General features: G+C 76.3%; 15 protein-coding genes and 1 pseudogene. 14 read left to right on the top strand and 2 right to left on the bottom strand.

The genetic code is table 11. From position 1 onward, the window contains the following. The 11 genes and pseudogenes from V6U89_RS26490 to V6U89_RS26440 form a co-directional block, all read left to right on the top strand. Positions 1-270 (top strand): annotated as a pseudogene (locus V6U89_RS26490) (transferase); the annotation flags it as partial. A gap of 35 nt (positions 271-305) precedes the next feature. Further along, the gene (locus V6U89_RS26485) at positions 306-1,886 is read left to right on the top strand and encodes an HAD-IIIA family hydrolase (RefSeq protein WP_334574718.1); all 1,581 of its coding nucleotides are present in this window, start codon (positions 306-308) and stop codon (positions 1,884-1,886) included. Between the two features lie 9 nt (positions 1,887-1,895). Further along, a complete protein-coding gene (locus V6U89_RS26480; RefSeq protein ID WP_334574716.1) occupies positions 1,896-2,870 on the top strand; it encodes a glycosyltransferase in 975 nt (324 codons plus the stop codon). Next, positions 2,855-4,072 carry a glycosyltransferase gene (locus V6U89_RS26475; protein WP_334574714.1) on the top strand — a complete coding sequence of 406 codons (1,218 nt, stop codon included), beginning with the start codon at positions 2,855-2,857 and terminating at the stop codon, positions 4,070-4,072. Before V6U89_RS26480 ends, V6U89_RS26475 begins: the two co-directional genes overlap by 16 nt. Further along, positions 4,072-4,890, top strand: coding sequence for a D-sedoheptulose-7-phosphate isomerase (locus V6U89_RS26470; protein WP_334574711.1), 819 nt, complete (start codon positions 4,072-4,074; stop codon positions 4,888-4,890). Before V6U89_RS26475 ends, V6U89_RS26470 begins: the two co-directional genes overlap by 1 nt. Next, the gene (locus tag V6U89_RS26465) at positions 4,887-6,302 is read left to right on the top strand and encodes a PfkB family carbohydrate kinase (RefSeq protein WP_334574709.1); all 1,416 of its coding nucleotides are present in this window, start codon (positions 4,887-4,889) and stop codon (positions 6,300-6,302) included. The genes V6U89_RS26470 and V6U89_RS26465 overlap by 4 nt, the downstream gene beginning before the upstream one ends. Next, positions 6,299-6,994 (top strand): SDR family oxidoreductase, encoded by a 696-nt coding sequence (locus V6U89_RS26460; RefSeq protein ID WP_442933992.1) that lies wholly within the window; start codon positions 6,299-6,301, stop codon positions 6,992-6,994. The genes V6U89_RS26465 and V6U89_RS26460 overlap by 4 nt, the downstream gene beginning before the upstream one ends. Continuing rightward, entirely contained in the window at positions 6,991-7,932 is a 942-nt protein-coding gene (locus V6U89_RS26455; protein ID WP_334574707.1) for a glycosyltransferase family 9 protein, read from the top strand. The genes V6U89_RS26460 and V6U89_RS26455 overlap by 4 nt, the downstream gene beginning before the upstream one ends. Before the next feature lie 20 nt (positions 7,933-7,952). Further along, positions 7,953-8,816 carry an alpha/beta hydrolase family protein gene (locus V6U89_RS26450; RefSeq protein ID WP_334574705.1) on the top strand — a complete coding sequence of 288 codons (864 nt, stop codon included), beginning with the start codon at positions 7,953-7,955 and terminating at the stop codon, positions 8,814-8,816. Between the two features lie 174 nt (positions 8,817-8,990). Next, on the top strand, positions 8,991-9,623 hold the full coding sequence (locus tag V6U89_RS26445; RefSeq protein WP_334574703.1) for a hypothetical protein: 633 nt from the start codon (positions 8,991-8,993) through the stop codon (positions 9,621-9,623). A 108-nt stretch (positions 9,624-9,731) separates the two neighbouring features. Further along, a complete protein-coding gene (locus V6U89_RS26440) occupies positions 9,732-10,121 on the top strand; it encodes a hypothetical protein (protein WP_088964735.1) in 390 nt (129 codons plus the stop codon). Between the two features lie 161 nt (positions 10,122-10,282). On the opposite strand, the gene V6U89_RS26435 is transcribed toward V6U89_RS26440, so the two are convergent. Then, positions 10,283-10,513, bottom strand: a complete 231-nt coding sequence (locus V6U89_RS26435) for a GTPase activator (protein WP_334574700.1) — start codon at positions 10,511-10,513, stop codon at positions 10,283-10,285. Positions 10,514-10,571: 58 nt separating this feature from the next. Continuing rightward, the gene (locus V6U89_RS26430) at positions 10,572-11,468 is read right to left on the bottom strand and encodes a DUF72 domain-containing protein (RefSeq protein ID WP_334574698.1); all 897 of its coding nucleotides are present in this window, start codon (positions 11,466-11,468) and stop codon (positions 10,572-10,574) included. A gap of 119 nt (positions 11,469-11,587) precedes the next feature. On the opposite strand from V6U89_RS26430, the gene V6U89_RS26425 reads away from it, so the two are divergent. From V6U89_RS26425 to V6U89_RS26415, 3 genes are all read left to right on the top strand, one after another. Beyond that, positions 11,588-12,094, top strand: coding sequence for a DinB family protein (locus V6U89_RS26425; RefSeq protein ID WP_334574696.1), 507 nt, complete (start codon positions 11,588-11,590; stop codon positions 12,092-12,094). A gap of 191 nt (positions 12,095-12,285) precedes the next feature. Then, positions 12,286-13,044 carry a hypothetical protein gene (locus V6U89_RS26420; protein ID WP_334574694.1) on the top strand — a complete coding sequence of 253 codons (759 nt, stop codon included), beginning with the start codon at positions 12,286-12,288 and terminating at the stop codon, positions 13,042-13,044. A gap of 58 nt (positions 13,045-13,102) precedes the next feature. After that, positions 13,103-13,825: a Pr6Pr family membrane protein gene (locus tag V6U89_RS26415; protein ID WP_334574692.1), complete on the top strand. Its 723-nt coding sequence runs from the start codon at positions 13,103-13,105 to the stop codon at positions 13,823-13,825. Positions 13,826-13,851 lie beyond the last annotated feature (26 nt).

Raw genomic sequence — 13,851 nt, 5'->3', positions numbered from 1 at the left:
GCCGCGCTGCGGACCGTGCTGCCCCGCGACGGCGCGCCGCGCCGGGTGCTCGGCGCGGTCGCCGCCGCCGGCGCGCTGGGCTGGGCGGCGGGCACGGCCGAGTTCGCCGCGGTGCGGATCGCGCCCGGGCCGCGTACTCGCGAAGAGGTGTCCACCATGCTGCTGACCAGCGCGCTCATCCCGCCGGTCGCCGTCGCCCACTGGGTACGGGGCTGGTGGCGGCACCGACCCTCCGGTGCGGACGGTGACCCCGCCGGAGCGCAGAGTTGATGTTTACTCCTCCTGCCCCGGGCAACTGGTCTGCCATGAGCGGGGGCGCGGCGATCAGGCACGGCCTCTTCGACGCGGTGCTGCTCGACCGGGACGGCACGCTGGTCGAGGACGTGCCGTACAACGGCGATCCGGAGAAGGTGCGCCCGCTGCCCGGCGCGCGCGAGGCACTGGACCGGCTGCGCGCCGCCGGCCTGCGGCTGGGCGTCGTCACCAACCAGTCCGGCCTGGCGAAGGGGCTCTTCACCAGCGACCAGATGCGGGCGGTGCACGCCCGGATCGAGGAGCTGCTCGGTCCGTTCGACACCTGGCAGATCTGCCCGCACGACGACGGCGACGGCTGCGGCTGCCGCAAGCCCGCGCCGGGGATGGTCCACGCGGCCGCCGCCGCGCTCGGCACCTCCCCCGGGCGCTGCGTCATGGTCGGCGACATCGGGCGGGACATGACCGCCGCGCTCGCCGCCGGCGCGACCGGCGTCCTGGTGCCCACCCCGGTCACCCGGCCCGAGGAGGTCGCCGCCGCCCCGCACGTCGCCCGCGACCTGACCGCGGCCGTCGACGAGATCCTGCGCCGGCAGGCCGCCGTCCGGCCCACCGCGCCGCGCCGTGCCGGCACCGTCCTGGTGGTACGCAGCGACTCGGCCGGCGACGTGCTCGTCACCGGCCCGGCGATCCGGGCCGTCGCCGCCGGGGCGCGGCGGGTGGTGCTGCTCTGCGGTCCCCGGGGCCGGGCCGCCGCCGAACTGCTCCCCGGCGTGGACGAGATCGTCGAATGGCCGCTGCCCTGGATCGACGGCGATCCCGCGCCCGTCGTCCCGGACGACATCCGCGCGCTGACCGCGCGGCTCACCGCCGTCGGCGCCGACGAGGCGGTCGTCTTCACCTCCTTCCACCAGTCGGCCCTGCCCCTCGCGCTGCTGCTGCGGCTGGCCGGGGTGGGCCGGATCAGCGCGATCAGCGACGACTACCCCGGCTCCCTGCTGGACGTACGGCACAAGGTGCCGGTCGGCGTGCCGGAGCCGGAGCGGGCCCTCTCCCTCGCCGCCGCCGCCGGCTTCGGCCTGCCCGTCGGCGACGAGCCGACGTTGCGCGTCAAGGCGCCCCCCGTCGCGCCACCCGACGGCCCGTACGTGGTGGTGCACCCCGGGGCGTCCGTGCCGGCCCGGGCCTGCCCGCCGGAGCGGTGGGTGGAGATCGGGCGCAGGCTTACCGCGAGCGGCTATCGGGTAGTGGTCACCGGGGGGCCGGTCGAAACCGTGCTGACCTCCCGGGTGGCCGCAGCCGGCGGCACCGACCTCGGCGGGCGCACCGGGCTGGCGGAGCTGGCCGGAGTCCTCGCCGGGGCGAGCTGCGTGGTGGTCGGCAACACCGGCCCCGCCCATCTCGCCGCCGCCGTCGGCGTACCCGTCGTCAGCCTCTTCGCCCCCACCGTCTCCTTCGGCCAGTGGGCCCCCTACCGGGTGCCGCTGGTCCGCCTCGGCGACGCCGCCGCACCCTGCCGGGACACCCGGGCCACCCGCTGCCCGGTACCCGGCCACCCCTGCCTCACCGCCGGGGTCGACCCGGCCGACGTGGTCGCCGCGGTCCGCCTGCTCACCACCGGAATCCGACGCTGAAGGAGGGTCATGAACGTCCTGCTCTGGCACGTGCACGGCTCCTGGACCACGTCCTTCGTGCACGGCAGGCACCGCTACCTGGTGCCGGTCACCCCCGACCGCGGCCCGTACGGGCTGGGCCGGGCCCGCACCTACCCCTGGCCGGACAGCGCCATCGAGGTCACCCCCGAAGAGCTGGCCGACGCGGACGTGGACGTGGTCGTGCTGCAACGCCCCGAGGAGCTGGAGCTGGCCGAACGCTGGCTGCGCCGGCGGCCCGGGCGGGACCTGCCGGTGATCTACGTCGAGCACAACACCCCCAAGGGCGACGTGCCCACCAGCCGCCACCCGATGGCCGACCGGGACGACCTGCTGCTCACCCACGTCACCCACTTCAACGAGCTGTTCTGGGACAACGGCGGCACCCGCACCGCCGTCGTCGAGCACGGCATCGTGCCGCCGAGGGTGGAGTGGACCGGCGAGCTGGACCGGCTCGCCGTGGTGACGAACGAACCGATACGCCGCTGGCGGGTCACCGGCACCGACCTGATGCCCCGCTTCGCCGAGGTCGCCCCGCTGGACGTCTTCGGCATGGGGGTCACCGGGCTGGCCGACCGGCTCGGGCTGCCCGGGCACCGCCTGGCCAGCCACGACGACCTGCCGCAGGACCTCATGCACACGAAGGTGGCCCGGCGACGGGCGTACCTGCACCTGTGCCGGTGGACGTCGCTGGGGCTGAGCCTGATCGAGGCCATGACGATCGGCATGCCGGTCGTCGCGCTGGCCACCACCGAGGCCGTGGACGCGGTGCCGCCCGACGCGGGAGTGCTCTCCACCCGGGTCGACACGCTCGTCGAGGCGGCCCGCTGGCTGACGGAGGACCGCGACGCCGCGTACCGGTTGGGTGCGCGGGCGCGGGAGGTGACGAAGGAACGCTTCGGGCTCGACCGGTTCCTCGCCGACTGGGACCGGATCCTTGAGGAGGAAACATGCGCATCGCGATGATCTCGGAGCACGCCAGCCCGCTCGCCGTCCTCGGCGAGGAGGACGCGGGCGGGCAGAACACGCACGTCGCCGAACTGGCGGCGGCCCTGGTCGGCGAGGGGCACGACGTGCGCGTCTACACCCGTCGGGACGCGGTGGACCTGCCCGACGTGGTCGACGCCGCCGCCGGCTACCAGGTGCGGCACGTGCCCGCCGGGCCGGCGCAGCGGGTGCCCAAGGACGAGCTGCTGCCGTACATGGGCGAGTTCGGGCGGTGGATGGCCGAACAGTGGAGCGACCAGGGCTGGCGGCCGGATGTGGCGCACGCCCACTTCTGGATGAGCGGCCTGGCCACCCTGCACGCCGGCCGGCGCACCAACACGCCGGTGGTGCTGACGTACCACGCGCTGGGCTCGGTGAAGCGCCGCCACCAGGGGGCCCGGGACACCAGTCCACCGGGGCGGATCGGCTACGAACGCGCGCTGGGCCGGGCGGCCGACCGGGTGATCGTCCAGTGCCAGGACGAGATCGGCGAGCTGGTCCGGCTCGGCGTGCCACGGTCGCGGATGGCGCTGGTCCCGTCCGGGGTCAACGAGGAGATGTTCCGCCCCGAGGGGCCGGTCGCGCCCCGCGACCCGGCCCGCCCGCGCATCCTCACCGTCGGCCGGATGGTGGAGCGCAAGGGCTTCCAGGACGTGATCCGGGCGCTGCCGGCGGTGCCGGAGGCCGAGTGCGTGGTGGTCGGCGGCCCGGCGGCCGAGCTGCTGCCCGCCGACAGCTTCGCCCGCCGGCTGGGCGCGCTCGCCGAGTCCTGCGGGGTCGCCGACCGGGTCAAGCTGGTCGGCGCGGTCCCACGCGAGGAGATGGGCGCCTGGTACCGCTCCGCCGACGTGCTGGTGGCCGCCCCCTGGTACGAGCCGTTCGGGCTCACCCCGCTGGAGGGGATGGCCTGCGGCGTGCCGGTGATCGGCACGAACGTGGGCGGCATCGCCGACACCGTGGTCGACGGGCTGACCGGTGACCTGGTGCCGCCGCGCGACCCCCGCGCGCTGGGCGCCGCGATCCGCCGGCTGCTCGCCGACCGGGTGCGCCGGTTCGCGTACGCCACGGCGGCGCTGGACCGCATCCGCAGCCGGTACTCCTGGAAGCGCTGTGCCGAGCAGCTGAGCGCGGTCTACGCCACGCTCAGCACGGTCGGTCGAGTCGCCCCGGCGGTGGCCTGATGAGCGACGCGATGTCCGCCCTCGACGGGCACCTGGCCGGGCTGGCCGCCGCGCTGCTGCCGTACCGGCGGACCGCCGAGCGGCTGGCCGGCTGGGGCACCCAGCTGGCCTGGACGCTGGCCACCGGTGGCCGGCTGCTGGCGGCCGGCAACGGCGGCAGCGCCGCGGAGGCCCAGCACCTCACCGCCGAGCTGGTCGGCAAGCTGCGCGACGACCGGGAGCCCTACTCGGCGATCGCGCTGCACGCCGAGACGTCGGCGCTGACCGCGATCGGCAACGACTACGGCTACGACGAGGTCTTCGCCCGCCAGGTGCGCGCCCACGGCCGGGAGAACGACATCCTGCTGCTGATGTCGACCAGCGGCACCAGCACCAACCTGCTGCGGGCGGTGGAGGCGGCCCGAGAGGTCGGGGTGCGCTGCTGGGCGTTCACCGGTCCCGCGCCGAACCCGCTGGCCGAGGTCTGCGACGACGTGCTCGCGGTGCCCTCGCCGGACAGCCAGGTGGTGCAGGAGCTGCACCTGGTCTCGCTGCACCTGCTCTGCGAGTACGTCGACGAGGCGCTGCCGCTGGTCCGCCGGCTGCCGCGCACGGCGGCCCCGCGGCAACGGACCGTCGAGTTCACCGGCCGGCTCCCCGGCGGCGCCGACGCACCCGCCCTCGCCGCCGCCGGCAGCGGCCCCGGGATCAACCGGCACGCCCTCAACGGCCACCCCACCAACGGACACGGCGCCAACGGACACAGCGCCAACGGACACGGCGCCAACGGACACGGGCCGAACGGACACGGGTCGAGCCGCCGCGGGTGCCCGTCGTGAGCCGGCCGCTGGTGGTCGTCGGCGACGCCCTGCTCGACCGGGACGTCGAGGGCGCGGTCAACCGGGTCTGCCCGGACGCGCCGGTGCCGGTGCTCGACGAGCGGACCAGCACCGACCGGCCCGGCGGCGCCGGGCTCGCCGCGCTGCTCGCCGCCGCCCAGGGCACCGAGGTGGCGCTGGTGACGGCACTCGCCGACGACGCCGCCGGAGCCCGCATCGCCGAACTGCTCACCACCGCCGGGGTACGCCTGTACCCGCTGCGGCTGCCCGGGGCGACGCCGGAGAAGATCCGGCTCCGGGCGGGCGGGCAGACCCTGCTGCGGCTGGACCGCGGCGGCGAGTCACGGCCCCCCGGCGAGCCGCCCGAGGCGGCGCTGGAGGTGCTCGCCTCGGCCGGCGCCATCCTGGTCAGCGACTACGGCCGGGGCCTGGTCCGGCAGCCCGCGCTGCGGGCCGCGCTCGCCGACGCGAGCGCCCCGGTGGTCTGGGACCCGCACCCCTGGGGCCCGGTCGCCGTGCCGGGCGCCCGGCTGACCACCCCCAACCTGGCCGAGCTGCGGCAGCTCACCGGCGACGCCGGTGCGGGATCGCCACTGTCCACCGCCACCCGCGCCGGGCACGAGCTGCGCCGGCGCTGGCGGGTCGGGGCGGTGGCGGTGACGATGGGCGCCGACGGCGCGGTGCTCTGCCACTCCGGCAGCACTCCGCTGGTGGTGCCGCCACCGTCCGACGTGGAACGGGCCGAGGACACCTGCGGCGCCGGGGACCGCTTCGCCGCCACCGCCGCCACCGCGCTGGCCGCCGGGGCGGTCACCTCGGAGGCGGTGCAGGAGGCGGTCGCCGCCGCGTCCGCGTACGTCGCCGCCGGCGGGGCGGCCGGCCTGGCCCGCCGGGAGCCCGACCCGGCCGGGTCGCGCCGCCCGGCGTCCGCCGCCGCGGAGCTGGTGGCCCGGGTACGCGCCGACGGCGGCACCGTGGTGGCCACCGGCGGCTGCTTCGACATCCTGCACGCCGGGCACGTCGGCACCCTCCAGGCGGCCCGCCGGCTGGGCGACTGCCTGGTGGTCTGCCTCAACTCCGACCGCAGCGTCCGCGTCCTCAAGGGTGCGGACCGCCCGGTCAACCCGGAGGCCGACCGGGCCCGGCTGCTGGCCGCGCTGGACTGCGTCGACGCCGTCGTGGTGTTCGACGAGCCCACCCCGGCCACCGCGCTGGCCCGGCTGCGCCCCGACGTCTGGGTCAAGGGCGGCGACTACGCCGGCGACGGCGCCCCCGAACTGCCCGAGGCCGAGCTGGTACGCGGCTGGGGCGGCCGGGTGGTGACCGTGCCCTACCTGGCGGGCCGGTCCACCACCGCGACGATCAGCGCCGCGCGCTCGCGCGGCGCCCGACTGGTCAAGGGAGCGAGATGAGCAGGGATCTGAACGGATCGGCGGTGCTGGTCACCGGCGGGTCGAGCGGCCTCGGCGCGGCGGTGGTGACCGCCGTGACGAAGGCCGGCGGGCGGCCGTACGTGCTGGACCGGCAGCCGCCGGCCGACGGGGTGCCGTGGGTCGAGTGCGACCTGGGCGACACCCGCGCCGCCGAGGAGGCCACCCGGCGCGCCGCCGAGCAGGCCGGCGGGCTGACCGGCCTGGTCACCGCCGCCGGGATGGACGTGCCCGGCAAGCTCGCCGACATCGACGGCGCGACCTGGGACCGGATCGTCGGGATCAACCTGCTCGGCACCGCCGCCGTCGTCCGGGCGGCCCTGCCGCACCTGGAGCGCGCGCACGGCACGGTGGTGACGGTCGCCTCGACGCTCGGGATCAAGGCGGTCAGCGACGCCACCGCGTACTGCGCGGCGAAGTTCGGGGTGGTCGGCTTCACCCGGGCGCTCGCCGCCGAGCTGGCCGGCCGGGTCGGGGTGACCCTGCTGATCCCGGGCGGCATGCGGACGGCCTTCTTCGACGACCGCGACGAGCAGTACAAGCCGGGTCCGGACGCGATCCTCAACGACCCGGCCGACACCGCCGCCGCCGTCATGTTCGCCCTCTCCCAGCCGCCCGGCTGCGCGGTACGCGAGCTGGTGGTCTGCGCCGAACAGGAGTCGTCGTACCCGTGATCCTGGTGTTACGGGCGCTCGGCGTCGGCGACCTCGCGACCGGGGTGCCGGCGCTGCGCGCGCTGCGGGCCGCGTACCCGGACGAGGAGCTGGCGCTGGTCGCGCCGCGCTGGCTGGCCCCGCTGGTCGACCTGGTCGGCGGGGTCGACCGGCTGGTCGAGGCGGACGGGCTGGGCCACCTGGGGTGGCCCGGCCCGCCGCCGGAGCTGGCGGTCAACCTGCACGGTCGCGGCCCGCAGTCGCACCGGATGCTCGCCGGGGTCCGGCCGGGCCGGCTGCTCGCCTTCGCCAACGCCGAGGCCGGGCACCGCGACGGACCGGACTGGCGGGCCGAGGAGCACGAGATCGACCGCTGGTGCCGGATGCTGGCCTGGTATGGCATCCCCGCCGACCGCACCGACCTGGCCCTGCGCCGCCCGGAACCGGGGCGGACGCCGACCGGGGTGAGCATCGTCCACCCGGGAGCGAAGGCGGCGCAGCGGCGCTGGCCGCCGGCGCGGTTCGCCGAGGTGGCCCGGGCGCTCACCGACCGGGGACACCGGGTGGTGGTCACCGGCACCGCCGGCGAGCGGAGCATCGCCGAGCAGGTGCGCGCCCTGGCCGGGCTGCCGGCCGGCGCGGTGCTCGCCGGGGCGACCGGCCTCGGGGAGCTGGCCGCGCTGGTCGCCCACGCCCGCCTGGTGGTCAGCGGCGACACCGGCATCGGTCACCTGGCCACCGCCTACGCCACCCCGTCGGTGCTGCTCTTCGGCCCGGTGCCGCCGGCGCAGTGGGGTCCCCCGCCGGACCGGCCCTGGCACCAGGCGCTCTGGGTGGGGCAGCGGCGACCGGTCGACGCCGCCGCCGTGCACCCGGCGCTGGCCGCGCTGGACGTGCCGGCGGTGCTGGCCGCCGTGGAGCGGGTGGAGCGGGGCACACCCCTTGCTACCCGCCGGTAGCTTCCGCTTAGGCTGGGGCGGTGAGCGGGGACATCGAGTACAGCCAGGAGTTCGTCGACGTCGACGGCGCGCGCATCGGGGTGCAGGTCTACCCCGAACCGGACGGGCCGGCCGGCGCGCCGGTGGTGGTGCTCTGGCCGGCGATGGGTGTCCGGGCCCGCTACTACCGCCCGTTCGCCGCCGCGCTGCGCGACGCCGGCCTGGCCGTGGTCGTGGCCGACCTGCGCGGCACCGGCGCCAGCACCCCCGCACCGAGCCGCGCCTGCCGCTACGGCTACGCCGAGCTGGCCGGTGACGTCGGCGCGGTGCTCGACGCGCTCAAGCCCCGGCTGGACGGGCGTACCCGGCTGCTGCTCGGGCACTCCCTCGGCGGGCAGGCGGCCCTGCTGCACCTCGCCCTGCACGGCGCGGACGCGGTCGACGGGCTCGCCCTGCTCGCCGTCGGCGTGCCGTACTGGCGCAGCTACCCGGGCGCCCGGCGGTACGGGGTGCTGCCGTACACCCAGGGCATCGCGGCGACCGCGGCGGCGCTCGGCGTCTGGCCGGGCTGGGGCTTCGGCGGCCGGCAGGCGCGCGGGGTGATCCGGGACTGGGCGTACACCGCCCGGACCGGGCGTTTCCCGCTGCTGGACGGGGTGGACGCCGAGGCTGCCGTGGGCCGGATCGGCACGCCCGTGCTCGCGGTGAGCGTCGACGACGACCAGTACACCCCGCACGGCAGCCTGGACCACCTCTGCGCCAAGCTGACCGCCGCGCCGGTCACCCGGGACCGCTACACGACCGCCGAGGCCGGCGCCCGGCTGGACCACTTCACCTGGGTCCGCGCCGGGCGGCCGCTGGCCGCCCGGGTGGCGGCCTTCGCGGCGGGCCTGCCCCGCCGCTGAGCGGCCCTCCCAGCCCGCGCCACCCCCGGATTCCCGGCGTCACCCCTGGATTCCGGCGTCACCGCCGGGACGAACGGCGCGTGCGGGGACGTCCCGACCGCCGGTGAGATCGGGTGCGTAGCCGCGCGTCGGGCGGGTATGCCGCTGCGCCCGAATACGGTGGAGGGGGATCAGATGTCCGAACGGCACACCGCACTGCGCTCGATGCACGATCTGGGCCTGGCAGCCTGGTTCGGTGGCTCCCTGATGGGAGCGCTCGGCGTCAACGGGGCGGCGGCGCGGATCAGCGACTCGACTCAGCGACTCCCGATCGCCTCGGCGGGGTGGTCCCGCTGGACGCCGGTGAACGCGGCGGCGATCGGCGCCCACCTGGCCGGGGCGGTCGGCGAACTGGCCACGGAGAGCCCGCGGGTGTTCGGCCAGCGGGGGGTGGGGAGGATCAGCGCGGTCAAGACGGCGCTGACCATCGGCGCGCTCGCGGTGACCGGATACAGCCGGTTGCTCGGCATGCGGTTGGAGAAGGCCGGCAACCCGCCGGTCCAGGGGACCACCGAGCCCAACTACCAGACCCCGTCCGACGTGGCCTCCTGCCAACGGCAGATGAAGCTGCTCCAGTGGGCCGTGCCGGCGCTGACCGGGGCGCTGGTCGTGGTCACGTCGTACATGGGCGAGCAGCAGAAGCCCGGCCAGGTGTTCCGCGGGATGCTGGGACGGGCCGGCGGGATCATGAGCGCGCCGACGTCGATCGGGAAGCTCGCGGCGATGGGTACGGCCAACCGTCAGCGCCGGATGGCGATGGCCGGCTGAACGCCGGGCCCGACCGGTGCGCCGGTGGCCGTCCGCGACGGCGGCCGTCGTACCGGTCGGGAGGGGGCGCGACAACGGCCGGTCGGGAAATCGAGCTGCGAGGTGGCCATGACGGCGAACAAGGGACCGAGGCGGGGCGCGGGGCGGGGACCGGAGTCGGCCGCCCCCTGGGGCACCACCGACGGCTTCGACGCGGACCCGCCCTGGGGCGCGGGCAAGCACGACCCGATGGACGAGGGCAGCGAGGAGACCGCCGTGCCGGAGGGCCGGCGCGGTGAGCGCCGCGCCGGCGCGCCGAGCGGGCCGTCCGGGCGGGAGGGCCGGCACGGCTTCGGTTCGGTGGAGCCGACCCGCTACACGGACGCGGGGCCGGGCGCGCCGCCCGATCCCGCGCCGTCGCGGCGTACCTTCCCGGACGACGTCGCCGACGGGGACCTGCCCGACAACCCGCTCGAGCGGGACACCGGCATGCACCCGGAGGGGATCACCCGGGACTGAGGTCGGGGCGACGGGCCGTGCCCGGGACAGGTGTCCCCGGCACGGCCCGACCGCACCTCGGCCCGATCACCGCCGGGTACGCGGACGGGACCGGCCACGGCGACCCGTGGCCGGTCCCGCCGGCGTGCGTCCCGGACCGGCCCAGCGGTCCGTCATCCGCCTCAGGAGCCGGTGCCGTCCTCCTCAGCGGCCGGTGGCGGCGGCGGCTCGGCGACGGGCCGCCCGGTCTCGTCCACCAGCCCCGGCGCCATGCTGCCACCGTGCGCCTCCTCCGCCTCGCGGACCCGGCGGGCCTCGGCGTCGTCCGGTACGGCCCTCATTCGGTCCGGAGCGCCGCCTAGCGGCGCGGAGGACGAATTATGGCCGTCGCCCGGCTGTTGTTCCTGCGTCATCGCGGCACCTTTCTGTCGTTGCCGGCGCGGTACCCGTGCCCCGGGACGACAAACCGCCTCACACGCCGGCGCGCTCCGGCGCGGGGGTCACGCCGAGCAGCTCGGCAAGCCGGGCGGCGTCGCGCTGGGCCTGCCCCTCGCAGCAGTTGTTGAACAGCACGTGCAGCTCGCCGGCGCTCTCCGCCAGGTCGGTCAGCAGCTCCGCCCAGCGGCGCAGCTCCCCGTCGGAGTAGGCGTAGCGGAACCGGTCCTCCTTGCTGCCGCCCTCCCAGTGGGCGCTGTGGCCGTGGAACCGGACCACCGCCGGCTCGGCCGTGGCGACCATGATCGGTGGCACCGAGGACGGGTGGCCCTGGGGCATGTCCACGCAGACCATGCCGAGGTCGTGGTCGCGCAGGAAGGTCACCGTCTCGGCGGCCGCCGTGTCCTCGAACCAGGAGGCGTGCCGCAGCTCCACCGTGACCGGCCAGGGCCGGCAGCGCCCCGCCAGTTCCACGATCCGTCGCCGGGCGGCCTCGCCCCGGGTCAGCCACGGCGGGAACTGCAACAGCACCGCGCCGAGCCGGTCGTCCGCCGCGAGCGGCTCCAGCGCCGCCCGGAACCGGCGCCACAGTTCCTCGTACGCCCGCTCGGGCAGCTCGCGGCGGCGGATCCGGGCCGGGCCGCCGGCCGGCCGCAGCTCCTTCGGCAGCATCGACACCGGCGTCGGGTGGCCGGTGAAGAGGCTGAACGCCTTGATGTCGAAGGTGAACCCGGGCGGGGTGGCCGCTACCCAGCCGGCGGTGGTCTCCGGTGCCGGTACCGCGTAGTACGAGGTGTCCACCTCGACCAGTCCGAAGTGGCGGGCGTAGAAGCCGAGCCGGTCGGCGGGGGTCTTCACCGACCGCGGGTACCAGCCGGAGCGCAGCAGGGTCTGGTCCGCCCAGGAGGACGTGCCTACCAAAATGTCACCCATGTAGTTCAGTGGACCGCCGAAGCGCCGGATCGGCAACCGCTGGCATCGCGTGGCGGGCGCGGAACTGTCGGTGCACCCGCCTAGCCTGAGCCTCGACGACATCGACGGAAGGTGCAGCGATGACCACTTCGGAGCGGGTTCTCACCGGCGAGCGGGCCGACCTGACCCAGACCCTCGGCCGGCACCGGGGTTTCCTGCGGCAGACGGTGCGCGGGCTGACCGACGAGCAGGCCGCGGCGCGCACCACGGTCAGTGAGCTCTGCCTCGGCGGGCTGATCAAGCATGTGGCGGTCACCGAGGATCGCTGGATGCGGTTCGCGGTCGGCGGCGCGGAGGCGATGCAGAGCGAGCCGCTGGACTGGGCGAACGGGTTCCGGATGGTCGAGGGCGAGACCCTCGCCGGCCTGCTCGACCACTACACCCAGGTCGCCGCCCGCACCGACGAGCTGATCACCACCCTCGACCTGGACGCCGCGCAGGCGCTGCCGGTGGCGCCCTGGTTCGAGCCGGGGGCGAGCTGGTCGGTGCGCCGGGTCCTGCTGCACCTCATCGCGGAGACCTCGCAGCACGCCGGGCACGCCGACATCCTCCGCGAGGCGATCGACGGCGCCAAGACGATGGGCTGACCCGTTCCGGATCCCGCCGGTCTCGCTGGCCTGCCGCTGCGGCGAATCCGGCAGCGCAACACCCTCATTGTCACGCACCGTAGGGGTGCTGGCGCGTCGCGGTTGACCTGACGGGTGTCGCCGCGTGATCAGCGCCACCCTCACGGCGGAGATGTGACGTCGGGGGGGTGCCCGGCGCTGAGGGACACGAGATGAACGCACATCGGATGGACCAGGAAACCGTCGAGCGGCTGCTCGTCGGTCCGGTCGTCGACCCGCACGACGGCCCGGAGCCGCTCGTCCGGCTGCTGACGGCGGTGCGTGCTGAGCCGCGCCCCGGCGAGCTGCGCGGGGAGAGCGCCGCGATGCACGCGTTCCGCAGCGCCCGCGCCGGGGCTCCGCTGCCGGCTCCGTCGCCCGCCCGCTCGTTCTCCCTGGCCCGACTGGCCGGGCTGAAGGTCGCGCTCGCCGGCCTCGCCGTGGCCGCCACCGGGGGCGTCGCCTTCGCCGCCGCCACCGGCACGTTGCCCGGACCGCTGCACCGCGACGCGCCGGTCACCCCGCCGTCCGCCGGGCCGGCGTCCGCCTCGCCCACCACCGCCGGGCCCGGCGGGTCCGCCGCTCCGTCCGGCGTGCCGACGCCGGAACCGAACAGGCCGACACCGGCCGCGTCGATCCTCGGGCTGTGCCGCTCCTACCGCGCCGCGATCGGGGAGAACCCCGGTCGGGCCCTGGACAACCCGGCCTTCGCCGGCCTCGTCACCAAGGCCGGTGGCCGGGACGAGGTGGCCGGCTACTGCGAGCGCGTGGTCCGCGACAGCGCGGTCCCGGCACCGCCCTCCGCATCCCCCTCGGCCGCCCGTTCGACGCCCACCGAGCGGCCGACCGGCCGGCCCTCGGCCGCGCCCTCCACCGCGGGCGGCAAGCCGGACGCCCCCGCCCGGAGCGCCCCGCCCCGCCCGGAGCGCTGACCATCGCCGGCAGCCGGCTCCCCCGGCTGGTGAGCGGCGGGGCTGGTAGCTTGCGCCGATGAGTGTGCGGCGTCGACGCGTGGCGGTGGCCTTCCGCCTGGCGATCGTCATCAGCGTGCTGGCCGGGATCGTGCTCACCGCGCTCGGTCCGGCCACGGTCACCGGTCTCCTGCCGTACTTCACCATCCAGAGCAACGTCGCGGTCGGGCTCTTCGCCGGCCACGCGGGCTGGCGGGCCCGGCGGGCCCGGCCCGAGCCGCCGTCGGCGCTCAAGGGCGCGGTCACCCTCTACATCACCATCACCGGGGTGGTCTACCACCTGGTGCTGGCCAACCCTGCCAGCCCCTTCGCGATGCCCCAGCCGGACCGCGCGCTCGGCGAGGCGCTGGGCAACCAGTTCCTGCACACCGTCGTGCCGCTGCTGGCGATCGCCGACTGGGCGCTGTTCGACCAGCGCGGCCGGCTACGGCTGCGCTACGCCGCCTGGTGGCTGGCCTTCCCGCTGGCGTACCTGGGCTTCGCGCTGGTGCGCGGGCTCGTCGTGCACCGGTACCCGTACCCGTTCATCGACGCCGGGCAGCTCGGCTACGGAGGGGTGTCGGTCAGCGCGGTCCTCTTCGCCTTCGCGTTCTGGCTGCTCGGCCTGCTCTTCGTCGGCGTCGACCGCGGACTCTCCCGGCGGGTCGCCGCCCGCCCGGCCGACGCCCCGGCACCCGCCGTTGCCGCGCCGGACCCGGTACCCGACGACGCCGCGACGGAGACAACCGCCGCCCAGCGGTGACCGCGCCGCGGCGACGGTCGAGGGCG

Source organism: Micromonospora sp. CPCC 206171 (genome assembly GCF_036906755.1).
Lineage (GTDB): Bacteria > Actinomycetota > Actinomycetes > Mycobacteriales > Micromonosporaceae > Micromonospora > Micromonospora purpureochromogenes.
The sequence above is the reverse complement of the archived record's forward strand: the minus strand, read 5'-3'. Positions and strand labels throughout refer to the sequence as shown.